The organism is Amycolatopsis sp. NPDC003731 (assembly GCF_053586895.1).
Genome location: NZ_JBSFNC010000012.1, coordinates 12,174 through 36,354 on the forward strand (window position 1 = coordinate 12,174; position 24,181 = coordinate 36,354).

The 24,181-nt window shown below is 73.0% G+C and carries 24 protein-coding genes; 14 read left to right on the forward strand and 10 right to left on the reverse strand.

All coding sequences use genetic code 11. The features are described 5' to 3' along the window. The first annotated feature begins 125 nt into the window (after positions 1-125). Together ACWDN5_RS07570 and ACWDN5_RS07575 are read left to right on the forward strand one after the other, a co-directional pair. The gene (locus ACWDN5_RS07570; protein ID WP_310972969.1) at positions 126-602 is read left to right on the forward strand and encodes a MarR family winged helix-turn-helix transcriptional regulator; all 477 of its coding nucleotides are present in this window, start codon (positions 126-128) and stop codon (positions 600-602) included. A gap of 155 nt (positions 603-757) precedes the next feature. Then, on the forward strand, positions 758-2,383 hold the full coding sequence (locus tag ACWDN5_RS07575) for an ABC-F family ATP-binding cassette domain-containing protein (protein ID WP_449675262.1): 1,626 nt from the start codon (positions 758-760) through the stop codon (positions 2,381-2,383). Positions 2,384-2,438: 55 nt separating this feature from the next. On the opposite strand, the gene mshC is transcribed toward ACWDN5_RS07575, so the two are convergent. The 4 genes from mshC to ACWDN5_RS07595 form a co-directional block, all read right to left on the reverse strand. Further along, on the reverse strand, positions 2,439-3,677 hold the full coding sequence (gene mshC, locus ACWDN5_RS07580; RefSeq protein ID WP_449675263.1) for a cysteine--1-D-myo-inosityl 2-amino-2-deoxy-alpha-D-glucopyranoside ligase: 1,239 nt from the start codon (positions 3,675-3,677) through the stop codon (positions 2,439-2,441). 24 nt (positions 3,678-3,701) lie between these two features. Further along, positions 3,702-4,478 (reverse strand): MerR family transcriptional regulator, encoded by a 777-nt coding sequence (locus tag ACWDN5_RS07585; protein WP_449675265.1) that lies wholly within the window; start codon positions 4,476-4,478, stop codon positions 3,702-3,704. Positions 4,479-4,930: 452 nt separating this feature from the next. Beyond that, positions 4,931-6,892 carry a hypothetical protein gene (locus ACWDN5_RS07590; protein WP_449675267.1) on the reverse strand — a complete coding sequence of 654 codons (1,962 nt, stop codon included), beginning with the start codon at positions 6,890-6,892 and terminating at the stop codon, positions 4,931-4,933. Then, a complete protein-coding gene (locus tag ACWDN5_RS07595; RefSeq protein WP_449675269.1) occupies positions 6,889-8,286 on the reverse strand; it encodes an ATP-binding protein in 1,398 nt (465 codons plus the stop codon). Before ACWDN5_RS07595 ends, ACWDN5_RS07590 begins: the two co-directional genes overlap by 4 nt. Before the next feature lie 100 nt (positions 8,287-8,386). Between ACWDN5_RS07595 and ACWDN5_RS07600 the strand changes: the two genes are divergently transcribed. Together ACWDN5_RS07600 and ACWDN5_RS07605 are read left to right on the forward strand one after the other, a co-directional pair. Continuing rightward, positions 8,387-9,184 (forward strand): hypothetical protein, encoded by a 798-nt coding sequence (locus ACWDN5_RS07600; protein WP_310972975.1) that lies wholly within the window; start codon positions 8,387-8,389, stop codon positions 9,182-9,184. 3 nt (positions 9,185-9,187) lie between these two features. After that, the gene (locus tag ACWDN5_RS07605; protein ID WP_449675271.1) at positions 9,188-9,946 is read left to right on the forward strand and encodes a class I SAM-dependent methyltransferase; all 759 of its coding nucleotides are present in this window, start codon (positions 9,188-9,190) and stop codon (positions 9,944-9,946) included. On the opposite strand, the gene ACWDN5_RS07610 is transcribed toward ACWDN5_RS07605, so the two are convergent. Then, entirely contained in the window at positions 9,943-10,986 is a 1,044-nt protein-coding gene (locus ACWDN5_RS07610; protein WP_449675273.1) for a ferrochelatase, read from the reverse strand. The two genes, ACWDN5_RS07605 and ACWDN5_RS07610, sit on opposite strands and share 4 nt — an antisense overlap. 86 nt (positions 10,987-11,072) lie before the next feature. Between ACWDN5_RS07610 and ACWDN5_RS07615 the strand changes: the two genes are divergently transcribed. Together ACWDN5_RS07615 and ACWDN5_RS07620 are read left to right on the forward strand one after the other, a co-directional pair. Next, a complete protein-coding gene (locus ACWDN5_RS07615) occupies positions 11,073-11,654 on the forward strand; it encodes a TetR/AcrR family transcriptional regulator (RefSeq protein ID WP_310972977.1) in 582 nt (193 codons plus the stop codon). A gap of 68 nt (positions 11,655-11,722) precedes the next feature. After that, positions 11,723-12,883: a Cmx/CmrA family chloramphenicol efflux MFS transporter gene (locus ACWDN5_RS07620; RefSeq protein WP_449675275.1), complete on the forward strand. Its 1,161-nt coding sequence runs from the start codon at positions 11,723-11,725 to the stop codon at positions 12,881-12,883. A gap of 3 nt (positions 12,884-12,886) precedes the next feature. Here the strand turns inward: ACWDN5_RS07620 and fabI are convergent, their stop codons facing one another. Together fabI and ACWDN5_RS07630 are read right to left on the reverse strand one after the other, a co-directional pair. Then, entirely contained in the window at positions 12,887-13,654 is a 768-nt protein-coding gene (fabI, locus tag ACWDN5_RS07625; protein WP_449675277.1) for an enoyl-ACP reductase FabI, read from the reverse strand. A 34-nt stretch (positions 13,655-13,688) separates the two neighbouring features. Then, positions 13,689-14,393, reverse strand: a complete 705-nt coding sequence (locus ACWDN5_RS07630; RefSeq protein ID WP_310972979.1) for a beta-ketoacyl-ACP reductase — start codon at positions 14,391-14,393, stop codon at positions 13,689-13,691. A gap of 223 nt (positions 14,394-14,616) precedes the next feature. Between ACWDN5_RS07630 and ACWDN5_RS07635 the strand changes: the two genes are divergently transcribed. From ACWDN5_RS07635 to ACWDN5_RS07670, 8 genes are all read left to right on the forward strand, one after another. Further along, positions 14,617-15,225 carry a GntR family transcriptional regulator gene (locus tag ACWDN5_RS07635; RefSeq protein ID WP_449675279.1) on the forward strand — a complete coding sequence of 203 codons (609 nt, stop codon included), beginning with the start codon at positions 14,617-14,619 and terminating at the stop codon, positions 15,223-15,225. Positions 15,226-15,305: 80 nt separating this feature from the next. Beyond that, a complete protein-coding gene (locus tag ACWDN5_RS07640) occupies positions 15,306-16,616 on the forward strand; it encodes an MFS transporter (RefSeq protein WP_449675281.1) in 1,311 nt (436 codons plus the stop codon). Positions 16,617-16,623: 7 nt separating this feature from the next. Then, positions 16,624-17,292 carry a response regulator transcription factor gene (locus ACWDN5_RS07645; protein ID WP_449675283.1) on the forward strand — a complete coding sequence of 223 codons (669 nt, stop codon included), beginning with the start codon at positions 16,624-16,626 and terminating at the stop codon, positions 17,290-17,292. A gap of 4 nt (positions 17,293-17,296) precedes the next feature. Then, a complete protein-coding gene (locus ACWDN5_RS07650; RefSeq protein ID WP_449675285.1) occupies positions 17,297-18,691 on the forward strand; it encodes an ATP-binding protein in 1,395 nt (464 codons plus the stop codon). Next, positions 18,688-19,632, forward strand: coding sequence for a TAXI family TRAP transporter solute-binding subunit (locus ACWDN5_RS07655; protein ID WP_310972983.1), 945 nt, complete (start codon positions 18,688-18,690; stop codon positions 19,630-19,632). The genes ACWDN5_RS07650 and ACWDN5_RS07655 overlap by 4 nt, the downstream gene beginning before the upstream one ends. A 14-nt stretch (positions 19,633-19,646) precedes the next feature. Continuing rightward, complete coding sequence (locus ACWDN5_RS07660) at positions 19,647-20,069, forward strand: acyl-CoA thioesterase (protein ID WP_310972984.1); 423 nt, start codon at positions 19,647-19,649, stop codon at positions 20,067-20,069. 4 nt (positions 20,070-20,073) lie between these two features. Then, positions 20,074-20,535 carry a tRNA (cytidine(34)-2'-O)-methyltransferase gene (locus ACWDN5_RS07665; protein WP_310972985.1) on the forward strand — a complete coding sequence of 154 codons (462 nt, stop codon included), beginning with the start codon at positions 20,074-20,076 and terminating at the stop codon, positions 20,533-20,535. Positions 20,536-20,558: 23 nt separating this feature from the next. Next, positions 20,559-21,068: a hypothetical protein gene (locus tag ACWDN5_RS07670; protein WP_449675288.1), complete on the forward strand. Its 510-nt coding sequence runs from the start codon at positions 20,559-20,561 to the stop codon at positions 21,066-21,068. 1 nt (position 21,069) lies between these two features. On the opposite strand, the gene ACWDN5_RS07675 is transcribed toward ACWDN5_RS07670, so the two are convergent. From ACWDN5_RS07675 to ACWDN5_RS07685, 3 genes are read right to left on the reverse strand one after another with little or no spacing between them, the layout of a single operon-like run. Further along, the gene (locus tag ACWDN5_RS07675; protein ID WP_310972987.1) at positions 21,070-22,050 is read right to left on the reverse strand and encodes a VWA domain-containing protein; all 981 of its coding nucleotides are present in this window, start codon (positions 22,048-22,050) and stop codon (positions 21,070-21,072) included. Continuing rightward, on the reverse strand, positions 22,047-22,991 hold the full coding sequence (locus tag ACWDN5_RS07680) for a DUF58 domain-containing protein (RefSeq protein ID WP_310972988.1): 945 nt from the start codon (positions 22,989-22,991) through the stop codon (positions 22,047-22,049). Before ACWDN5_RS07680 ends, ACWDN5_RS07675 begins: the two co-directional genes overlap by 4 nt. A gap of 7 nt (positions 22,992-22,998) precedes the next feature. Further along, positions 22,999-24,072 (reverse strand): AAA family ATPase, encoded by a 1,074-nt coding sequence (locus ACWDN5_RS07685; RefSeq protein WP_043784031.1) that lies wholly within the window; start codon positions 24,070-24,072, stop codon positions 22,999-23,001. Between the last annotated feature and the right edge of the window lie 109 nt (positions 24,073-24,181).

The window sequence follows — 24,181 nt, forward strand, 5'->3', positions numbered from 1 at the left end:
ATATTTCGAAAGTGCTCTTTCATAGTTGGTCCCGCCTGCTGGTTTGTCAAGCGGCTCGGCTATCGTTCGCGGGGCAGTGACTGCACCGAGCAGTGACTGCGTCGTCACCGAGCCTTGGATGGACGTTGCCCGACCAGCGCGAACTCGCCACCGCCGCCGCCCTCGCCCTCCCCCGGTTCGTCGGGTCGACCGCGCTCTTCCACGCGGCGGTCGCCGAGCGGATGGCCGTCACCCCGACCGAGCTGCACTGCCTGCACCTGCTCCACGGCGGCGTCAGCGATTCGCCGTCCGAGCTCGCCCGGCTCCTGGGGATGAGCACGGGCGCGTTCACCCGGCTGCTCGACCGGATGGAGCGGCACCGGCTCGCCGAGCGCGCACCCGATCCCGCGGACCGCCGCCGGCTCGTCGTCCGACCGCTGCCCGACCGGATGGCCGAGCTCGCCGAGCTGTACGCGCCGATGGCCCGGTTCGTCGGCGAACGCCTGGCCCGCTTCGACCGCCGCCAGCTGACCGCCCTGCTCGAATTCCTCACCGACGGCACCGCGGCGGCCGAACGGTCGACGGCGGACCTGCCGGATGTGACCCAGGCCATAACCCGTTGACTAACTCTACGGTTGTTGCGTTAACCTGGTGCCACTATGAGGAACTGAACCGCGCCCATCCCGCTTGAGGCGGCACCGGTCGAGCCGACGCTCCCGCGTGCCACGACGCCCGGCGTGGATCCCGCTTTTCTTCCCCCAGGGCCCGGTGATCGCACATGTCTCCCGTTTTCCCGTTGCAGGCCAAGGACGTCGTCTTCGGCTACGGCACCCGCGTCGTCCTCGACGGCGTTTCCCTCACCGCGTCGGCCGGGCAGCGGCTCGGCCTGGTCGGCGAGAACGGCGCCGGCAAGTCCACCCTGCTGCGCCTGCTCGCCGGGCTCGAAGAACCGCGCTCCGGCGAGGTGCTCCGCGGCCCGGACGTCGGGTTCCTGCTGCAGGAACTCCCCTTCGCCCTGGACGCGACCTTCGCCGACGTGCTCGACGACGCGCTCGCCGAGATCCGCGCCGCCGCGGCCCGGCTCGACGAGCTGACCGCGGCCATGACCGACCGGCCCGACGACCCGGGCGTGCTCGAGGAGTACGGCCGGGTCCTGGAGTGGGCCCAGGCCCACGACCTCTGGGACGCCGACCGCCGCGCCAAGCTCGTCTGCGACGGGCTCGGCCTCGGCGGCGTCGCCCCGGACCGGCGGCTCGGGACGCTGTCCGGCGGGCAGCGGTCCCGGCTCGGCCTGGCCGCGCTGCTGATCCGGCAGCCGGAGACGCTGCTGCTCGACGAGCCGACCAACCACCTCGACGACAGCGCGATGGCGTTCCTGGAGCGTCACCTCACCGAGCTGACCGGGATCGTGGTGCTGTCCTCGCACGACCGGGTGTTCCTCGACGCCGTCTGCACCGACATCGTCGACCTGGACCCGGCCGCGGCCGACCGGCAGGCCGGCGGCGCGGTGCGCTACGGCGGCAGCTACACCGACTACCTCGGCCACAAGAAGGCCGAACGCGCGCGGTGGGAGCAGCGGTACGCCGAAGAGCAGGAGGAGCTGAAGGAGCTGCGGGAAACCGTCGCGGTCACCGCGCGGAACGTCGCCTACGGCCGCGGTCCGCGCGACAACGACAAGTTCATCCACCACTTCAAGGGCGCCCGCGTCCAGAAGACGATCTCGCGGCGGGTGCGCGACGCCGAGCAGCGGCTGGAGAACCTGGAACGCGACCAGGTCCGCAAACCGCCGGCACCGCTGCGGTTCCGGGCCGAGCTCACCGGCCGCGCGACCGGCGACGGCCCGGCGATCTCGGTGCGGTCGCTGGAAGTCCCGGGACGGTTGTCGTTGCCGCGGCTGGACGTCGACGGCTCGGCCCGGCTGCTCGTCACCGGCGGGAACGGCGCCGGGAAGTCGACCCTGCTGTCGGTGCTGGCCGGCCGGCTCGCCCCGGCGGCCGGAACGGTCCACTTCGGACACGGTGTCCGGGTCGGGCTGCTGGAGCAGGACGTCGTGTTCGCCGCACCGGAGCGGACCGCGGCCCGGGTGTACCGGGACGCGCTCGGCGAGGACGCTCCCCCGTTGAGCCGGCTCGGTTTGCTGGCGTCACGGGATCTGCGGCAGCCCGTCGGGGCGCTTTCGGTCGGCCAGCGGCGGCGGCTGGCGCTGGCGATCCTGCTGGCCGAGCCGCCGGACGTCCTCCTGCTGGACGAGCCGACGAACCACATTTCGCTGACCTTGGCGGAAGAGCTGTTCGCGGCCCTGGAGACGGCGCCGGGCGCGGTCGTCATCGCGTCCCACGACCGGTGGCTGCGGCGCGACTGGTCCGGCGACCACCTGGAACTGGCCGGAGGCCGGCCAGTATAGGGCGTTATACACGCAACCGGGCCCGGCACTCGCGGGAGTGCCGGGCCCGGTTGCGTCAGAGGGTGACGCCGAGGAGGGCGTCGACGGCGTCGCGGATCAGGCCGGGTGCCGTCGGGTCGGTGCCGGCGCGGCGCAGGGCCTCGTTCGCCCACGCGTCGATCGCTGCCAGGGCCTTCGGCGTGTCGAGGTCGTCGGACAGGTGGTCGCGCAGCCGCGTGACAGTGTCATCCGCCGCCGGTCCGGTCGCCAGGGAGACGGCTTCGCGCCAGCGCGCGAGCCGGGTTTCGGCTTCGGCGAGGAGCGCGTCGGTCCACGGGCGGTCTTCGCGGTAGTGGCCGGCGAACAGCGCGAGCCGGATCGCGCCCGGGTCGACCCGGTCGGCGCGCAGCCGCGACACGAACACGAGGTTCCCGCGCGACTTCGACATCTTCTCGCCGTCGAGGCCGATCATCCCGGCGTGCACGTAGTGGCGGGCGAACGGGCCGTCCTTGGCGACGGCCTCGGCGTGCGCCGCGCTGTACTCGTGGTGCGGGAAGATCAGGTCCGAACCACCGCCCTGGAGGTCGAAGCCCAGGCCGAGCCGGTTGACCGCGATCGCGCTGCACTCGATGTGCCAGCCGGGCCGCCCGGCGCCGAGCTCGGAGTCCCAGGACGGCTCGCCTTCGCGGGCCACGCGCCACAGCAGCGCGTCCAGCGGGTGCCGCTTGCCGGCGCGGTCGGGGTCGCCGCCGCGCTCGGCGAAGAACTTCCGCATGGTCGGCTCGTCGTAGTTCGACTCGTAGCCGAACTTCCCGGTCGCGGTGTGGTCGAAGTAGACGTCGGGGAACTCCGGGTCGTCCGCGCGGTAGGCGGCGCCGTTGGCCAGCAGTTTCGCGATGACCTCGACGATCTCCGGGATGCTCTCGACGGCGCCGACGAACTGTTTCGGCGGCAGTACGCGCAGGGCGACCATGTCCTCGCGGAACAGCGCCGTCTCGCGCATGCCCAGCACGACCCAGTCGTCCTGGTCGCGTTCGGCCCGCTCCAGCAGCGGCTCGTCGATGTCCGTCACGTTCTGCACGTAGTGGACGTCGTGCCCGTTGTCCCGCCAGACGCGGTTCACCAGGTCGAAGGCGAGGTACGTCGCGGCGTGCCCCAGATGCGTCGCGTCGTAGGGCGTGATGCCGCAGACGTACATCCGGGCGGTGGCGCCGGGCGCGGTCGGGCGGATCTGCCCGGTGGCCGTGTCGTGGAGCCGCAGCGGGCGGGGGGTGCCGGGGATGCGGGGCACGTCGACCGATGACCAAGTCTGCATACCTCGACTGTAAGGGCTGGTGCGTCACGCCTTCCCGAGCGGTGGGACGAGCCTCACGCGGGCGTAGGCTTCGATCGCCCGCGCCAGCCACGCCGGGAGCGCCGGATCGGCCCGCTCGGCCAGCGCCCGCTGCCGCGGATCGGTGACGTAGAGCCCGCCCATCGCCGCGTAGGCCGCGGCGGTCGGCTGCCAGAAGTGGCTGACGGACCGGTGGTGCTCGGCGACGGCGTCGAGCGCGGCGGGATCGTCCGGCGCCGCCCCGGACCGCATGACGGCGGCCAGCCGCCGGAACAGAGCCGCACTCCGGGCGGCGGCGTGCTCGTAGTCGGCGGCGGTGAGCCCCTCCTGGGCGGCTTGGGCCGTGTCGAACGCCACGGCGGCCCCCTCGCCGAACGTCTCCCGGTAGTGCCGCCGCAGGGCGGCACCGTCCTTCCGCAACCCGGCGAAGAACCGTTCGGGATCCTCGATCCGCGCCCGGCCGAGGTCCCCGAGCGTCTCCTCGACGGTCCCGATGACCCGATCGAGGCGGCGCCGCTCTTCTTCGAGCTGCGCCAGGTGCCCGCGCAGGGCGGTGGCCTCGTCGACGTGCTCGCCGAGCACGGCCCCGATCTCGGCCAGCCCGAGCCCGAGCCGCCGCAGCAGCAGGATGCGCTGCAGGCGCAGCAGCTCGAACCGGCCGTACCAGCGGTAGCCGTTCGGCGCGACCGAAGCCGGGGTCAGCAGGCCGATCGCGTCGTAGTGGCGCAGCATCCGCGCCGAGACGCCGGACGCCTTCGCGACCTGGCTGATCGAGTACTGCATCAGGCCAGCTTAGGAGGCGGCCTTCACACCCTGGCAAGTTTTGCGGCCCCGCCGGCAGCGCGGGCCCGGTGGGGCGAGCGCACCTCGCCGACCAGTGCGAACCCGCCGGGCACGAGTGGCCGCCACCGAGCCCCGACGCGCAGCCGACACACGTGAGCCGCCCGGGCGCTCACTCACGCAGGTGAGCAAACGCGCCGGCCCGGTGGGGCGAGCGCACCTCGCCGACCAGCGCGAACCCGCCGCGGCCACGAGCGACCGGGCCCGCCGCACCGCCGGCTTGCGTGGCAGCGCGGGCACTCCCTCAGCCGATCGAGCGACCGCTCCAACCCGCAGGGCAGCGCATCTCACCCGCGTCCGCGCATTCGCCGAAATCTCCGCCGGGCGCGAGCGGCCGCCGCAGCGACCGGGCCCCGGCCGGGGCGCTCACCCAGCCGGGTGAGCGCCCGTGCCGGTCACCGCCGGGTGCGCAGGTAGTCGCCGACCACCGCCGCGCCCAGGCCGTCGAGGTCCGGGGCGATCACGCGGCCGCCCGAGCGGCGGGCGATCAGGTCCACGAACGACGTCAGCCTCGGGTCATCACCCAAGCGGAACACCGAGATCGACGCGCCCAGCTTGGCCAATCGATCCACTTCGGACAGTGTCTTGTGGAGGGTCCGGGGCTGGGGCGGGTAGTCGAAGACCGCCTCGCCGTCGGGTTCCAGGTGGGCCGTCGGCTCGCCGTCGGTGACCATCAGGACCACCGGCTGGGCGTCCGGGTGCCGCCGCAGGTGCTGACCCGCCAGCAACAGCCCGTGGTGGGCGTTCGTGCCCTGCTCCCACGCGCCCTCCAGGCCGACCAGCTCCGGCAGCTCCATCGACTGGGCGTAGCGGCCGAACGTGATCAGCTGCAGCGCGTCGTTGCGGAACCGGGTGCTGATCAGCTGGTGCAGCGCGAGCGCCGTGCGCTTCATCGGCAGCCAGCGCCCCTCCTGCACCATCGACCACGATGTGTCGACCAGCAGCGCCACCGCCGCGCGCGTCCGGTGCTCGGTCTCGACCACTTCGACGTCCTCGACGTCGAGCCGGACCTGCCGCTCCCCCACCGACACCGACCGGAGCACGGCGTTGCGGATGGTGCGCGGCACGTCCCAGGGCTGCATGTCCCCGAACCGCCACGGCCGCGACGCGCCGGTGGGTTCGCCCGCCGCACCCGCCGACTCGGTCTCGCGCTCGCCGGTCTTGCCGCGCAACGCGTTCACGATGTCGGACAGCACCGTCTCGCCGAGGCGCCGCAACGCCTTGGGCGACAACCGGAGCGAGCCGTCGGCGGCGCGTTCGAACAGGCCCTGGCGACGCAGCTCGCGCTCCAGTTCGGCCAGCCGGCGAGCGTCGACGCCGGCGTCCTTGCCGAGCTGGCGCTCGAGAGCCTCCAGGTCGATGTCCTCCAGCCGCGCGCCCGGATAGGACTGGCCGAGCTGCTCGGCCAGCGCGTCCAGCTCGGCGAGGTCCTGCATGGCCTGGGCGCCTTCGCCCATGCCCAGCGGGTTGTTGCCGCGGAAGCGCGCCGAGCCCGTCCAGTCCTCGCCCGGCCGGGCCGCGCGCAGCTGACCGTCCAACCGGGACAGTTGCTGGGCCAGCCGGGGGTCACCGAAGGCCTGCTGGGTCAGCTCCGCGAGTTCCGCCCGCTGCTCCGCGGACATCGAGTTCAGCATCCGCTGGGCGGCCGCCGACCGCTCGGCCAGCGCGTCGATCAGCTCTTCGACGTTCCGCGGGTTCTCCGGGAAGAACTCGCCGTGCTTGGCCATGAAGTCGTCGAAGCGCTGCTGGATGTCCTCCGCGCCCTGGGCGTGCGCGGCGAGCAGGTCGTTGAGGTCGGAGAGCATCTCGTTGATCCGCTCGACGTCCTCGGGCCCGGCGTTCTGTAACGCCTGCTTCATGCCCTGGAACCGCGACTCCATCAGCTCCTGGCCGAGCAGGTCCCGGATCTTCTGGTAGTTCTCCCGGCCCTGTTCCGAGCGCCAGTCGTAGTTCGCCAGCTCGTTGACGGCGGCGGCCGTCCCCGGCGGCAGCGCGTCGAGCTGGGCCTCCCGGAACCGGGCGTCGTCGTCCGGGTCCGGGAACAGCTCTCGGCGCTCGGCGTCGAGAGCCTCCTGCAACAGGCGCTGGACCTCCTGCAGGGTGCCGTCGAGGTTGTTGCGGCGCTGGATCTGCGACCGGCGCTGCCACAGCCGGCGGGTCAGCTCGTCGAGGCCCGCCGTGCGGTTCGTGCCGCGCCGCAGCATCTCCTCCAGCGCGGCCCGCGGCGACGCGCCGGCCATGACGTCCTGGCCGATCTCGTCGAGCGCGTCGCGCAGGTCGGCCGGCGGCGCGAGGGGGTCCGGCCCGTCGTGCCACGGGCCGTAGGAGTAGCCGTCGGGAAGCGGGACCGCGGTCATCGGCCGTAGACGGTCGTCGCGTCGTCGGAGTCCTTCGCGAGCCTGCGCGAGAGGAACAGCGATTCGAGGGCGAGTTCGACGGCCGCCGCGATCCGCCCGGCGGGCTCGTCGGCGGCCACCCCGGCACGCTGGGCGACCTCGTGCAGGACCGGCAGTTCCGGCAGCGCTTCGAGGACGTCCTTGCCCGGCACGCGCTCGCCGGTGGACACCAGGTGCCCTTCGCCGACCGCGTCCGCCAGGGGCCGCAGGTCGAGACCGGCGAACCGGTCGCGGGCGGTCTCGGCGATCGCCATCCGCAGCAGGTGCACGAGGTGCTCGATCTCGCGGCCCTCTTCGCCGGGCTCGAACTCGATCTTGCCGCGCAGCACCGACGGGACGGCGTCGAGGTCGACCGGGCGCGCCACCGCGGGCTCCTCCCCGGTCAGCGCCGAACGCCGCAGCGCCGCGGCCGCCACGGTTTCCGCCGCGGCGACGGCGAACCGCGCCGACACGCCGGAGCGCTGGTCGATCACCGTGGATTCCCGGAGGTTCCGGACGAACCGGGCGAGCACTTCCAGGAGCGGCTCGCCGACTTCGGCGACGAGGTTCGCCTCCTGCCGCACGACCGCCACTTCCGAGGCCACATCCAGGGGGTAGTGGGTGCGGATCTCGGCGCCGAAGCGGTCCTTCAGCGGGGTGATGATCCGGCCGCGGTTGGTGTAGTCCTCGGGGTTTGCGGTGGCGACGAGCAGGACGTCCAGGGGCAGCCGCAGCGTGTAGCCGCGGACCTGGATGTCGCGCTCCTCCATCACGTTCAGCAGCGCGACCTGGATGCGCTCGGCGAGGTCGGGCAGCTCGTTGATGGCCACGATGCCGCGGTGGGCGCGCGGGACGAGACCGAAGTGGATGGTCTCGGGGTCGCCGAGGCTGCGGCCTTCGGCGACCTTCACCGGGTCGACGTCGCCGATCAGGTCGCCGACCGAAGTGTCCGGGGTGGCCAGTTTTTCGGTGTAGCGCTCGGAGCGGTGGCGCCAGGCCACCGGCAGGTCGTCGCCGAGCTCGGCGGCTCGCCGGATCGACGCGGGCGTGATCGGCTGCAGCGGGTGTTCGGCCAGCTCGGAGCCCTCGATGACGGGTGTCCACTCGTCGAGCAGGCCGGCGAGGGTGCGCAACAGGCGGGTCTTGCCCTGGCCGCGTTCGCCGAGCAGGACGACGTCGTGGCCGGCCAGCAGCGCGCGTTCGAGCTGCGGCAGCACGGTGCGCGAGAAGCCGACGATGCCGGGCCAGGCGTCCTCGCCGTTCTTGAGGGCGGTCAGCAGGTTGTCGTGGATCTCTCGGGCGATCGGGCGCGGCTCGTACCCGGCCGCGCGCAGGGCCCCGGCAGTGCGGGGAAGAGCGTCTGGAACAGCGTTCACCTCCTCGACGCTACTGCCGGATCGGCGGTGCGTCGATGTGGAGCGGCTCCAGCGTGGGCGCGCTCCCGGCGGACCGGGCGGCCCGGTAAAATAGGGCGTCGTGTGCCGTCCCAGTGCGACTTTCGCCGTCTGGTCGAGCGCGTGGCTCAACGGGGCCGCCGCGTCCGACGATGTCCTCGATGCCCTGCTCGCGTGGGGTGAGGCCCATGACGTCGTGGCCGCCGACGCGGCCGCGGCCGACGCGTTCGCGCTCCCGCTGGCGTTCAACCGGGCGGCCACGCCGGTGCAGCTGCTGATGGCGCTGCGTTCGCAAGGAGCGAAATCCCTGCACCTGGTCCTCCCGGTCCCGGGCGACGTCCGCGGCCTGGGCGGCGGCGGCCCGTTCACCGAAGCGGCGTTGCGCGCGGGTGACGCACTCGTGCTGCCGGACCTCGGCTTCGGCCTGGTGCCGGAGCCGATCGCCGAAGGCCTGGTGCGCTGGACGGTCTATGCGCTGCCGTCACCGACGACCCCGGAGTACGTCCCGCTCGGCGAGGCCGAGCACGGGCTGACCGACGCGATCCGCGCCAGCGCCGGGGCATTGCAGACCCTCGACGTGGCTTCGGACCGGCCGGGGGTGCGCGCGGAGCTGTCGGCCCACCTGCGCTCCCGCCCGAACGTGGATTGGCCGGCGGGCACGCCCGGACGCGCGTTGCGGGTGCTGCAGCGGGCGGAGGAGATCGCGGCGATCCTGGCGATCGCGTCCTCGGACGATCCGGGCGGCGCGCTGTCGGCGTCGGCGTCGACGTTGCGCGCCCAGGCGCTGCGGCCGTTGTCGGACGCGGTCCGGACGGCCCGCTGCGCGGCGATCAACGAAGCGGTCCGGGTGTTCGCGGAGCAGACGGCCCGCGAAGGCTGAGCGGTGCCGGACGACACCTGGGCCGCAGTCGCCGACGATTTCGCCGACGGCGCCTACGCGACGGCCAAGGGGCGCGTCCGCACCTACGTGATGCACCGGCAGCTGCTGGAGCACCTGCCCGCCCCGCCGGCTTCGGTGCTGGACGTCGGCGGCGGCGCCGGTCGCCAGTCGTTCCCGCTGGCCCGCGCGGGCCACGACGTCACGCTGCTCGACTCGTCGGCGGCGATGCTCGCCAAGGCCCGGCAGCGGCTGCCGGACCGGGTGACGCTCGTGCAAGCCGACGCCGCGAACGCCGCGGAGGCGGTCGGCGGCCGTCGTTTCGACGCCGTCCTGTGCCACGGCGTGCTCGGCTACCTGGACGACCCGGACCCCGTGCTCGACCAGCTGTGCCGGTGCGCCGCGCCCGGCGGGCTCGTCTCGGTCATGACCGGCAATGCCGAGGCCGCGGCCGTGCGCCCGGCCTTGGAAGGACGCTGGGAAGACGCCCTGGAGGCGTTCGGCGCCCGCACCGAAATCGGGGTGCTGGGCCTGCCGACCCGCGCCGACACGGTGGCCGAACTCAGTGGGTCACTCCGCAGCCGCGGGGTGGAACCCGTTGCGTGGTACGGGGTCTGGCTGTTCGTCGACTGGCTCGACCTCAGTGGCGCCGGCCCGGACCCGGCCGACGCCGAACGGATCGCGGCCGTCGAGTTCGAGGCCGGCCGGCGGGATCCGTACCGCCGGCTCAGCCGCGCCTTCCACCTCGTGGGGCGCCGGACCTAGCGGGCCGGGCGCTTCGCCGGTTCGCAGCAGCCGATCGCGCAGGGCGCGCCGTTGACGGTGCAGCCCGCCGACGGGAACGACGACAGCTTGCGCGGCTCCACGCCGTGCGTGTGCTCGCGGATCAGCTCCACCACCAGCTCCGCGAAGCGGGGATCCGCGCCCGCCGTCGCCGCGCGGGCGAACTTCATCCCGTGCTCGGCCGCGCGCTCCGCCGCCTCGTTGTCCAGGTCCCAGATCACCTCGAGGTGGTCGGACACGAACCCGATGGGCGAGACGACCACCCCCGGCACCCCGGCGGCGTGCAGCGCGTCGAGGTGGTCGACGATGTCCGGCTCCAGCCACGGCACCTGCGGCGGCCCGGACCGCGACTGCCAGACGACGTCGTACTCCGCGATGCCCGCCTCGGCCGCGACCAGGCGAGCCGCCTCCGCGATCTGGCGCGAGTACCGGCGGCCGCCTTCCGACGGCGGGCCCGAGGCGCGATCCGCGCTCTCCGGCACCGAGTGCGCCGTGAACACCGTGCGGATCCCCGGCTCGTTCCCGAGCGACGCGTGGGCCGCGCGCACGCCGTCGGCGACCGCCGACACGAACAGCGGGTGGTCGAAGAACTGGCGCAGCTTCACCAGTTCGGGGGCGCCCTCGCCGACCGCCGCGCGGGCGCGTTCGATGTCCTCGTCGTACTGGCGGCACGCCGAGTAGCCGCCGTACGCGCTCGTGGGGAACACGAGGATCTTCTTCGCGCCTTCCGAGGTCAGCGCGGCCAGGGTGTCCTCGACCATCGGGTGCCAGTTGCGGTTGCCGAAGTGCACCGGCAAGTCCATGCCGGCCGCCGAGAGCTGCTTCTCGACCGCGGCCATCGCGTCGCGGTTCAGCTTGTTGATCGGCGAGACCCCGCCGAAGTGCTGGTAGTGCTCGGCGACCTCCAGGAGCCGCTCGCGCGGCACCCCCCGGCCCCTGGTCACGTTCTCGAGGAACGGCATGACGTCGTCGGGCCCTTCCGGGCCGCCGAACGAGAGCCACAGCAACGCGTCGTATCCCACCCCGTCATCTTGCCGATGTGGCCGCCCGCACGCCGACTCGGGCCCGTTATGAATCGACCAGTCCAAAACTGTGCTACGGTCTTCCCATGGCCAGGCCACGGGAGTTCGACGAGACCGCCGCCGTCGAGAAGGCGATGCACGCCTTCTGGGAACGCGGCTACGAAGCGACCTCGACCCAGGACCTGTGCGAGGCGACCGGGCTCGGCCGCAGCAGTGTCTACAACACTTTCACCAGCAAGCGGGCCCTGTTCCGGCGCTCGCTGACGCACTACACCAGCACGCAGCTGGACCGGCGGCAGGCGCTCCTCGACGGCCCGGGCACGGCGGCCGAGCGGATCGCCGCGGTTCTCGACAGCGCCGTCGAAGACGACCTCGAAGAGCGCCGCCGCGGCTGCCTGGTGGTCAATACGCTGGCCGAGCTGGGCCTGCCCGAGGACGAGGTGGGAGCCGCTCTGCAGGCCGACACCGACCGGAATCTCGCCATGTTCACCGAGTGCGTCCGCGAGGGCGTGCTCGACGGCAGCCTGCGGGACGGCCTGGACCCCGCCGAAGTGGCGGAGTTCCTGCTCAGCACCACCTCGGGCCTGCGGGTGATGGCCCGCCGGGGCACCAGCCGCGAAAGCATGCACGCGGTCGCCGACATCGCCCTTTCCGCCATCACGCGCTGAGCGCCGCCCGACCGGGGCCGCGCACGGCCCAGTTTTGGACCGATCAATACACAACCGGAGGAGAACCCATGCCCCTGGCCGTCTTCGTCCTCGGGCTCAGCGTGTTCGCGCTGGGCACGTCCGAGTTCATGATCACCGGCCTGCTCCCCGGCATGGCCACTGACCTGCACGTGAGCATCCCCGACGCCGGGCTGCTGATTTCGGCGTTCGCCATCGGCATGGTCGTCGGCGCGCCGCTGCTGGCGATCGGGACGCTGCGGCTCCCCCGCCGCCGCACGCTGCTGGCCCTGCTCGGCGTGTTCGCCGTCGCGCACGTCGTCGGCGCCCTCGCCGAGGGGTACGCGCTCTTGTTCGCGACCCGCGTGGTCGCGGCGCTCGCCTGCGCGGGGTTCTGGGCCGTCGCGCTGGCGACGACGATCGCGCTCGTGCCCGTGGAACGGCGGGGGCGCGGGATGGCGGTGCTGGTCGGCGGGCTGACCGTGGCGAACATCGCCGGGGTGCCCGCCGGCACGTTCCTCGGCCAGCACGCGGGCTGGCGGACGGCGTTCTGGGCGGTGACGGTGGTGACGCTGGTGGCGGTCGCCGGGGTGGCGCTGCTGGTGCCGGAGACGACCGGCGGGCCGCTGGACGTGCGCGGTGAGCTGCGGCTGTACCGGCGGGGCCGGGTCTGGCTCGCGCTCGGCGTGATCGCCCTGTGCCAGGCCATGATCTTCGCCGCGTTCAGCTACCTGGCGCCGTTGCTGACCGAGACCGACGGCCTGCCCGGCGAGTGGGTGCCGGGCGTGCTCGCGCTCTTCGGCGTCGGCGCGCTGATCGGGATCAGCGCGGGCGGCCGGCTGGCCGACCGGCGGCCGTTCGCGACGCTCTACGGCTGCCTCGCGCTCGCGCTGGCCGCGTTGCTCGTGCTCGCCCTCACCACCGACGCGCTCGTGGCCGTCGCGGCCGTGCTCGTCTTCGGCGTCGCCGCGTTCGGCGCCAACCCGGCGCTGAACCTGCGCGCCTTCCAGGCCGCCGGCGACGCGCCGACACTCGTCGGGGCGAGCACGACGTCGGCGTTCAACGTCGGCAACACCGCCGGGCCGTGGCTGGGCGGTGTCGCGATCGACGCGGGGCTGGGTTTCCCGAGCGTGGCGTGGACCGGGATCGCGCTCGGTGTCGCCACACTGGCCGCGCTCACGGTCGCCGCCGTCGTCCAGCGCGGCGACGACCGTGAGCTCGTGGCCGTGTGAGGGTCAGACGCCGAGGAAGTGGACCCCGCCGTCGACCATGATCATCGAGCCGGTGGTGGCCGGGAGCCAGTCCGAGAGCACCGCGCAGACGCTCTTCGCCACCGGGTCCGGATCCGTGCTGTCCCAGCCGAGCGGCGCCCGCTCGCCCCAGCCGTCCTCCAGGTCGACGAAGCCCGGGATGGACTTGGCGGCCATCGTCTTCATCGGGCCGGCGCTGACCAGGTTGACCCGGATGCCCTGCGGGCCCAGTTCCTTGGCCAGGTACCGGTTGACCGACTCGAGCCCGGCCTTCGCGACGCCCATCCAGTTGTAGACGGGCCACGCGACGCGCGCGTCGAAGTCCATGCCGACGTACGACGCACCCCGGCCGAGCAGCGGCAGGCACGCCTTCGCCAGCGACATGTACGAGTACGTCGAGATCTCGATCGCGGTCTTGACGTCCTCGGCCGGGGCGTCCATGAACGGCGCGCCGAGGCAGGTCTGCGGGGCGAAGCCGATCGAGTGCAGCACGCCGTCGAGGCCGTCGACGTGTTCGCGCACCTTGTCGGCGAGGCCGTCGAGGTGCTCCTGGTTGGTGACGTCCAGCTCGATCACGGGCGCCTCTTCGGGCAGCCGCTTGGCGATGCGCTCGACGAGCGACATGCGGCCGAAGCCGGTCAGCACCACCATCGCGCCCTCCTGCTGCGCGATCTTGGCCGCGTGGAAGGCGAGCGAGGCGTCGGTGATGATGCCGGTGATCAGCAGGCGCTTGCCTTCGAGCAGTCCGGGCACGGGTCCTCCAAGTCTTGTTCGGGTCGGTTTTCGGTCAGTGGCCGAGGCCGAGGCCGCCGTCGACGGGCAGCACGGCCCCGTTGACGTAGCCGGCTTCTTCGGAGGCCAGGTACCGCACGGCGGCGGCGATCTCCGACGGCTCGGCGTACCGGCCGGAGGGCACCTGCGCGAGGATTTCCTTCTTGCGCGCCTCGGGCAGCTCGTCGGTCATGTCGGTGTGCACGAACCCGGGCGCGACGACGTTCGAGGTGATGTTGCGCGAGCCGAGCTCCCGGGCGAGCGACCGCGCGAAGCCGACCAGCCCGGACTTCGACGCGGCGTAGTTGGCCTGCCCGGCCGAGCCGGAGAGGCCGACGACGGAGGAGATGAAGACGAACCGGCCCCACTTGCCGCGCAACATGCCCCGCGAGGCCCGCTTGGCGACCCGGAAGGCCCCGGTGAGGTTCGCGTTCACGACGCGCTCGAACTGCTCGTCGCTCATCCGCATCAGCAGCGTGTCATCGGTCAGCCCGGCGTTGGAGACGAGCACCTCGACCGGCCCCTGGTGCTCTTCGACGAGCTTGAAGGCGGCGTCGACCTGCTCGGAGTCGGTGACGTCCGCCTGAACCCCGAAGAGCCCCTCGGGCGCCCCCGAACCACGGTGCGTGACGGCGACCCGGTGCCCCTGCTCGGCGAGGTCCCGGGCGATCGCCAGACCGATGCCCCGGTTGCCCCCGGTGACCAGAACCGACCGTCCCACTGTGCTCTCCACTCTTCGTCTGCGCGGCTGACGCGCACGAGGTTATCGGCAGTGCTCGCGGGTCGCGCACCCGCGTTGGCGGTGTCCGCGACCGTGTCGAGCGGGTGCCGGGAACTGCCTTCCGACCTTGGTGGTTACCCGCTGGTTGGTCACCGTGAGTCGCGACACAGCCGGTCGTCGCTCACCCCTGCACCTCGCCGAGGCGAGTGGGAGGATTTGCCGCATGGTCGATCGGACGAGCGAAGTTTCCGCCTTGCCGCATCCGCCGGCCGGCGTCCAGCGGATCGCCCGATCGCCGCGGCTGTCCCGCGAGGCGCGCGAGGGCGATCGCGGCGCCTTCCTCGCCGACGCGGCAGCCGGTGGTTTCGCGCCGTCGGCGAACGTCGAGATCCGCTTCGAGCCGGCCGACGCGCGCGTGGCCCGCCACCTCGACCTCGGCGAAGGTGCCGAGGTCACCGTCCGCGACCGGGTCATGTCCGCCGACGGGCAGCCGGTCCAGCTGGCTGTCTCCCGCCTCCCGCGCGAGCTGACCCGCGGCACCGCCATCGAGGACGTCGACACCGGACCGGGCGGCACGTACGCGCGGCTCGAAGAGGCCGGGCGGACGATCGGCTCGTTCGCCGAGCACGTCGGTGCGCGGATGCCGACCCCCGCCGAGGCAACGCGGCTCCGGCTCGCCGGCGGGGTGCCGGTCGTCACCGTCACCCGCGTCGCGTATGCCATCGACGGCGCGCCGCTGGAGATGAACGACATCGTGTTCGCGGCCGGCCGCTTCGAGCTGTCCTACGAATGGCCCGCCGGCCTGACTGCCCAGCGGACCTCACCGTCCTAAGCCCACGTTAGGAACTGCCCTCCGGCCTTGCTGCGCCCTCACCCCTTGGTCACCGTGAGTCGCAACACAGGAGGTCGACGATGACAACCCGGATCAGCCCCGCGACCACGGGGACCGTGAACGAAAAGCGTGTGATCGGCAACGTGCTGCGCGGCTCGATCGGCAACTTGGTCGAGTGGTACGACTGGTACGCCTACGCGGCGTTCACCACCTACTTCGCCAAATCCTTCTTCCCCACCACCGACACCACCGCCGCCTTCCTCGGGTCCGCCGCGGTGTTCGCCGTCGGGTTCCTCATGCGGCCGCTCGGCGGGTGGCTGCTCGGGCGGATCGCCGACCGGTTCGGGCGCCGGGGTGCGCTGGTGCTCTCGGTCACCATGATGGCCGGGGGCTCGCTGCTCATCGCCGTCACGCCCGGGTACCAGACCATCGGGATCGCCGCGCCGATCCTGCTCGTGCTCGCCCGGCTGGTCCAGGGCCTCTCGGTCGGCGGCGAGTACTCCACCTCGGCGACCTACCTGTCCGAAGTGGCCACTCCCGGCAAGCGCGGCTTCTACTCGAGCTTCCAGTACGTGACGCTCTACGGCGGCCAGCTGCTCGCCCTCGGCCTCCAGCTGATCCTCCAGGCCCTCCTCACCGAGCAGCAGCTGACGGCGTGGGGCTGGCGGATCGCGTTCGCCGTCGGCACGGTCGCCGCGCTCAGCGTCATGTGGCTGCGCCGCGGGATGGACGAATCGGAGAGCTACCAGCGCGAAGCCGGGGAGACCAAGGGCAGCCGCGGCACGCTGCGCGAGCTGGCGAAGTACCCCAAGGAGATCGCGCTCGTCGTCGGGCTGACCCTCGGCGGCACCGTCAGCTTCTACACCTTCGCCACCTACAGCCAGAAGTTCATGGAGAACACCGCGCACATCCCGCGGCGGTCGGTCACCGTGGTCCTGTTCCTGGCGATCCTGGTCGCCGCGATCCTGCAGCCGGTGTTCGGGCGGCTGTCCGACCGGATCGGCCGGCGCCCGCTGCTGCTGTTCTTCGGCATCGGCGGCACGCTGCTCACCGTGCCGATCATGACGGTGATGGGCTCGACCCGGAACCCGGTCGGCGCGTTCTTCCTGGTCCTGGCCGGGCTCGTCGTGGTGGCCGGCTACACCTCGATCAACGCGATCGTGAAGGCCGAGCTGTTCCCGACGAAGATCCGCGCGATCGGCGTCGGCCTGCCCTACGCGCTGACCGTCGCGATCTTCAGCGGGACCGCGGAGTTCATCGCGCTGGCCCTCAAGAGTGCCGGGCACGAGCAGGTCTTCTTCTGGTACGTCGCGGGCACCGTCCTGGTCTCGCTGATCGTCTACGGCACAATGCGGGAAACCTCGAAGACCTCGGAGCTGGAACGACGCTGACAAGGAGATGGCCGTGCGCGTGCTCCTCGTCGAAGACGACGCGGGTGTCGCCGGCGCGCTCGCCGAGTCGCTGCACGCGCGCGGTCATCCCGTCACCAGCGTCGCCCGCGGGGCCGACGCGCTGCACCACCACCGCGGCGCCGACCTCGTCCTGCTGGACCTGGGCCTGCCGGACCTCGACGGCCTCGACGTCCTCCGCAAGATCCGGGCCGTCTCGCCGGTCCCGGTGATCGTGCTGACCGCCCGCGGCGACGAACGCTCGGTCGTGCGCGGGCTGCGGCTCGGCGCCGACGACTACCTCACCAAGCCGGTGCGGCTGGCCGAGCTGCTGGCCCGGATGGACGCCGTCGTGCGGCGGGCGGTCGCCCGGGCCACCCCGGCCGGTGACGTCGTGCGCGTCGAAGACGTCGAGATCGACCTCGGCGCCCGGCGGGTGCTGGTCGCCGGGCACGACATCGGGCTCACCACCAAGGAGTTCGAGATCCTGGCCGTGCTCACCGCGCGCCCCGGCACCGCGGTCAGCCGCCAGCAGCTGATGGACGAGGTCTGGGGCGACGCCTACCTCGCGGTGTCCCGCTCGCTCGACGTCCACCTCACCGGGCTGCGCGCCAAGCTCGACCGGCCGGGCCTGCTCACCACCATCCGCGGCTTCGGCTACCGGCTCGGCCGGGACTGACCCCGTGCGCACCCGGCTCCTGGTGGTCCTGGTCGCCTTCGCCCTCGCGGTGGTCGCCGCGTTCGCCGTGCCGCTGCTGACGGCGACCGCCGAGCAGCGCACCCAGCAGCTGGTCATCTCGCGCACCGCCGACGTCGACCGGTTCGTCGTGCTCGCCCAGCAGGCCGTCGACACCCACGATCCCGCGGCCCTCGCGGCCGACGCCGAGCGCTACGCCCAGCTGTACGGCGAAGGCGTCGTCATCGTCGACGCCCGGCGTCTCCCCCTGGTCCAGGCGGGCGGCCTGACCGCGGGCGACCCGGCGGTGCGCGGGCTCGTGGAAGCCACCATGCGCAACGAACCGGCGCCGCGGGTGGACCGGCTCGACCCGTGGTCGGCCGAACCGGCCTACTTCGCCCGCCCGGTCGGCACCGGCACGCGCGTGTCCGGGGTGGTCGTGCTGCGCGCGTCGGTGACGGCGTCCGCCGCGGACGTCGCCACCCGGTGGGGCACCATCGGCGCCGGCGCGGTGCTGGTCGCGATGGTGTTCGTGCTGCTCGCCGTGGTGCTGGCCCGGTGGATGGTGCGGCCGCTGCACGAGCTCGAAACCGGGGTGCTGGCGGTGGCCGGCGGGCACCGCGCGCACGTCCCGGAACGCACCGGGCCGCGCGAACTGCGGTCCCTGGCCGCCGAGGTCAACCGGATGTCCGAGGCCGTGCTCGAAGCCGCCGAGCAGCAGCACCGGCTCGTCGCCGACGCCTCGCACCAGCTGCGGAACCCGATGGCGGCCCTTCGGCTGCGCGTCGACTCGCTGGCCGGGCGCATCGACGGCGACGACCGGACCTACCGGGCGACCGTCGCCGAGGTCGAACGCCTGGAGAAGCTCCTCGACGGCCTGCTCGCCCTCGCCCTGGCCGAGAGCACGGCGACCCGCGTCGCCGCCGGCGGCGCCGACGAGGCCTGCGACCTCGCGTCCGTGCTCGCCGAACGCGTCGACGCCTGGCGCCCGGCGGCCGAGGACGCCGGCGCGACGCTCGTTCCCCCGCCGGGACACGACGAGCCGGTGACCGTGCGCTGCCCGGAAGGCGAGCTCGCGCAGATCCTCGACGTCCTGCTCGACAACGCCGTCCACTACGCCGGCCGCGGCGCGAAGATCACGGCCGATTGGGAGAGCGGCGGGGAAACCGCGACCCTCGTCGTCACCGACGACGGACCAGGACTGTCCGAAGAGGACAGAGCGCGGGCGACCGAACGGTTCTGGCGCGCGGGCGGCGAGGGGGCGCCGCGCGGCACCGGCCTCGGCCTGGCCATCGCGCACCAGCAGGTGCGCACCCGCGGCGGCGTCCTCGAACTGCGGCCGGCGCACCCGCACGGCCTCGAGGTCCGCGTCACGCTGCCGCTGCGGGAGGTGCCGGGATGACGCTCACCCGCCGCACGGCCCTGCTCGGCGGCCTCGGCCTCGCCCTGGCCGGGTGCTCGACGGCTGGTTACCGCGGCCCGGAACGCCCGCTCACCATCGCGGCCGGCGAGCGCGGCGGGTTCTACCTCGCCTTCGCCGAGCTGCTGTCGGCCGAACTGAACCGCGCGGAACCGCTGCTGCACGCCACCGCCGTGCCGACCGAGGCGAGCGTCGCCAACGTCGGCCTGGTGCAGCGGGGGCAGGCCGACTTGGGGCTGGTGCTCGCCGACGTCGCCCAGACCGCCCTGTCCGGCGGCCCGCCGTTCGCCGGGACGGTACCGCTGCTCGCCCTCGGCCGCGTCTACGAGAACTACCTGCAGCTCGTCGTGCGGGCGGACGGCCCGGTGCGCGAGCTCGCCGACCTCGCCGGGCGGCCGGTGTCCCTGGGCGCGAGCGGCTCCGGGGCGGCGCAGCTCGGCGAGCGCGTGTTCGCCAAGGCGGGGGTCGCGGTCGACGCCCGGCACCTGCTGTTCGACGACGCCGTCCGCGCGCTGGCCGGCCGCCGCGTCGACGCGATGCTGTGGTCCGGCGGTGTCCCGACGCCGAAACTGGCCGAGCTCACCCGCACCACCCCGATCGCGCTGCTCCCCCTGGATTCGGTGGTGCCCGCCCTGCGCGCGGCCTACGGCCCGGTCTACGACCAGGTCCAGGTCCCCGACGGCGCGTACCGCGGGGTCGGCGCGCTGAGCACGATCGGCGTGGCCAACCTCCTGGTGTGCGCGCCTTCGCTGCCGGACGACGTCGCCGCGGCCGTGGTCCGGCTGCTGGTCGAGCGGGCGACGGCGCTGGTGCCCGCCGAGGCCGTGGGAACGCAGTTCCTCGACGTGCGAACGCTGATCGGGACCCAGCCGGTGCCCCTGCAACCGGGCGCGGCGGCCGCTTACCGGGCCCTGCACGGCTGAACTAGATTGGGCCGGTGACCGCACCTCGCCGCCCGATCGCCGAGATGCCGCTGCGCGTGCGCTACCACGAGTGCGACGGGCAGGGCATCGTCTTCAACGCCCACTACCTGGCCTATGTGGACATGTGCTCGTTCGAGGCGGAGAAGGCGCTCTTCGGCTCGCACGACGAGTTCCTGGCCCACGGCGCCGACGTCGTGGTCGCCGAGGCGAACGTCAAGTTCCGCGCGCCGGCCCGCTACGACGACGACCTGGTCGTCTCGCAGTACCTGAACCACCTCGGCACGACGTCGCTGCTCTTCGACTTCGCGATCCACCGCGGCGAAACCCTGGTGGCGGAGGCGGCCCTCCGGTACGTCTTCATCGACCCGGCCACGCTGCGCCCGCAAGCGCCGCCGGACGCGGTCCGCAAGGTCTACGCGGCCCTGCTCGGGGACTGAGCCGGTGTTCCGCGTTCTCTTCTACCAGCCGGAAATCCCGCCCAACACCGGCAACGCGATCCGCCTGGCCGCCAACACCGGCTGCGAACTGCACCTGGTCGAGCCGCTCGGCTTCACGTTGGAGGACAAGCAGTTGCGCCGCGCCGGCCTCGACTACCACGACCTCGCGCGGGTCCACGTGCACGCCTCGCTGGCGGCGGCCTGGGAAGTGTTGCTGCCGGCCGAGGTCTACGCGTTCACCGCGTCGGCGACCCGGCTGTACACCGACGTTTCCTACGCACCGGGCGACGTCCTGATGTTCGGGCCGGAGTCGGCCGGCCTGCCCGCGGCGGTCCTGGACGCGCCCGAGGTGACCGACCGCGTGCGGTTGCCGATGCGGCCGTCGAACCGGTCGCTCAACGTGGCCAACACCGCGGCCATCACGGTCTACGAAGCCTGGCGCCAGAACGGCTTCGCGGGCGCTTGATCGGCTTCCGGTAGGTTCGCCGGATGCGACAGCAGTTTCTGGGGGCGCTCATCGGCGCCGCGTTCGGTACCGTCTTCGTCCTGGTCAACGCCGGTGACCCACTCCCCTCCGCGCTCGGCTGGGTGCTGCGCGCCCTCGCCGTGCTCGCCTTGGCGGCGGTGGTGGTCCTGGGCGTGCGCGCGGGCGGGCGGCCGACGCTCGAAGGCCGGCCGATGTTCGGGCCGAGCTACCGGTTCATCGTGCTCGGCGAGGTCGTGCTGCTCTTCGCCGGGTTCTTCGTGCTGCGCCTGCTGGAAGCGCCCGTGCAGGCCAACGTCGCCTGGATCGCGACCGTCGTCGGGCTGCACTTCGTCGCGCTGGCCTCGGCGTGGAAGACCCGCTCGATCCTGGTGGTCGGCGTCGTCCTGACCGCGCTCGGCGTCGTCGGGCTCGCCCTGCTCGGCAGCGCCGCCGCGTGGGTGCCGTTCATCAGCGGCGTGCTCTCCGGGGTGACCCTGCTCGGCGGAAGCCTCTACGGCGTCCGCCGAGCCTGAGTCACGGCAGTCTCTGCCCGAAGAACAGGCTGGCCGCCGCGCCCAGCATGAGGATCAACGTCCCCACCACCACCCACGGCTTGCTCGCGTCGGCGTCCTTGAGCTCGTAGCCGATCTGCTCCCCGAGGTCCGCGTAGACCTTCTTCAGCTCCTCGGCACTGGCCGCCTTGTAGAAGTCGCCGCCGGACAGCCGGGCGATTTCGCGCAGGGACTCGTCGTCCACGCTGACCGGCTGCTGCTTGTCGTCGATGGTGACCGAGCCGTGGGTGGTGCCGAACGAGATCGACGAGATCGGTACCCCGGCCTGCTTCGCCGCCTGCGCCGCGGTGTACCCGCCGCGCGCCGCGTACAGGTCCTCCGGGACCGTCTGCTTCCCGTCCGACATCAGCACGATCCGCGCCGGCGGCGGCCCGTCGGCGCCACCGACGACGCTCGAGAAGCTCTCCACCGACTGCAGCGCCGCGAAGATGCCCTCACCGGTCGCCGTCGACTGGGCCAGCTTCAGGTTCTCGATCGCCTTGATCACGCCGTTGCGGTCGGTGGTCGGGTTGACCAGCACCGTGGCCGTGCCCGCGAAGGAGATCAGCCCCAGGTTGATGCCCGGTGTCATGTTCCGCGCGAAGCTCGTCGCCGCTTCCTGCGCCGCCTGCAGCCGCGTCGGGGCGACGTCGGTGGCCTCCATCGACAGCGAAACGTCGATCACCAGCATCACGGTCGCCCGGTTGCGCGGCACCTTCTGCTCGGCGGTCGGTCCGGCCAGCGCCACGGTGAGCAGCAGCAGCGACAGCACGATCAGCACCGCCGGCACGTGCCGCACCCAGCCCTGGCTCTTCGGCGCGACCTTCTCCAGCAGGTCGAGGTTCGCGAACCGCATGGTCCGCTTCCGGCGCGCCCGCTGGGCGAGCACGTACCCGACGGCGACCGCGGCGACCGCGATCAGCAGCAGGAACCACCAGGGTGCGGCGAACCCGGTCAAGCTCACGCCACACCCCCCGACCAGCGGCGCTTGCGGGCGACGACGAACCGCACCATGTCGGCGATCCAGTCGGCGTCCGTGCGCAGCGTCAGGTGCGCCGCACCCGCGCGCCGCAGGCCGGCCGCCACGCGCTGGCGGTGGGCGTGGGCCGCGGCCCCGAACTCCTTGCGCAGCAAGGCCGAAGCGTGCACTTCGCGCTGTTTCCCTGTCTCCGGGTCGGCCAGTACGACGGTGCCCACCTCGGGCAGGTCGACGTCGCGCGGGTCGAGGACTTCGATCGCGATCAGTTCGTGGCGCCCGCCCAGTGCCCGCAGCGGCCGCTCCCAGGACTCGTCGCCCAGGAAGTCGGAGATCACCACGGCCAGGCCACGCCGGCGCGGCGGACGGCGCAGGGCCTCCAGGGCCTGGGCGAAGTCGCCCCGGGTGCCCTCGGCCGCGCGCGGGGTCTCGGCGAGCTTGCGCACCAGCCCGCGGGCGTGCGCCAAGCCGCCGCGCGCCGGGATGCGGGTCGTGTCGGCGCCGGTGGAGACCAGCGCGCCGATCCGGTTGCCGCCGCCTCCGGTGAGGTGCGCGACCGCCGCGACGGCGCAGATCACCAGGTCGCGCTTCTCGCACAGCGCGGTGCCGAAGTCCAGGCTCGCCGAAAGGTCGGCGACGACCCACGTTTCGAGTTCGCGGTCGGCCACGGTCTCGCGGATGTGCGGGGTCGTGGTGCGGGCGGTGACCGCCCAGTCCATCCGGCGGACGTCGTCGCCGGGCTGGTACGGGCGGGCCTCGCCGGGTTCGGATCCCGGCCCCGGCACCAGGCCGAGGTGGTTGCCCTGCAGCAGCCCGTCGAGCCGGCGGCGGACGTCGAGCTCCAACGTCCGGAGCCCGGCTTCCAGGCGGTCGCCGCGCAGGACCGGCGGCGCCCAGGACGGGCGCGCGCCCTGCTCGTTCTTCGCCATCGCCGGGTTACCTGACCGGCGCGCCCGCCGGGACCGGGCCGCCCTGGCCGGCCCCGCCCTGCGGCCGGGCCGAGACCTGCGGCAGCGGCACGGTCTGCAGCACGCGCGTGATGATGTGGTCGATGGGCACGCCGTCGGCGAGGGCGTCGTAGGACAGCACGAGCCGGTGGCGCAGGACGTCGGGGACGACGTCGACGACGTCCTGCGGCAGCACGTAGTCGCGGCCGCGGACCAGGGCGAGCGCGCGGGCGGCGGCGATGATGCCGAGGCTCGCGCGCGGCGAAGCGCCGTAGGAGACCCAGCCGGCGACGTCGGCGAGGCCGTGCTCGTTCGGCGTCCGGGTGGTCAGCACCAGCCGCACCACGTAGTCGACGAGGGCGTGGTGCACGAACACCTGCGACGCGACGCCCTGCAGCCGGACCAGCTCGCCCGGGCTGAGCACCTCGTGCGGGGTGGGCGGGGTGACGCCCATCCGGTAGATGATCTCGCGCTCCTCCTCGGCGGAGGGGTACTCGACGACGATCTTGAACAGGAACCGGTCGCGCTGGGCTTCCGGCAGCGGGTAGACACCCTCGTTCTCGATCGGGTTCTGCGTGGCGAGCACGAGGAACGGGTCGGGCATCGGGAACGTCTGGCCGCCGATCGACACGTGCCGCTCGGCCATCACCTCGAGCATCGCCGACTGCACCTTGGCGGGCGCGCGGTTGATCTCGTCGGCGAGCACGAAGTTCGCCACGACCGGGCCGAGCTCGACGTCGAACCGTTCGGCGCCCTGGCGGTAGATCCGGGTGCCGAGGATGTCCGCGGGCACCAGGTCGGGCGTGAACTGGACGCGGGAGAACGAGCCCCCGACGACCCGCGCGAACGTCTCGACGGCGAGGGTCTTCGCCACGCCGGGCACGCCTTCGAGCAGCAGGTGGCCCTTGGCCAGCAGGCCGACCAGCATCCGCTCGACCAGGCGGTCCTGGCCGACGATGATCCGCTTGACCTCGAACACGGTCCGCTCCAGCAACTGGGCGTCCCGCGCCGGCGTTGCGGGCTGCTGCCCGTTCCCGCCCTCGGCGTAGCCGGGCTCGGTCACTCTGCCTCCTCGAATTCTCGTGCGCCGCCCCCGCGACGGTGATCACGCGGTGCGACCGTACTGCGCCCCCGGTCGTCCGGCTCATCCGGCACGCGGACGACCACGGCCG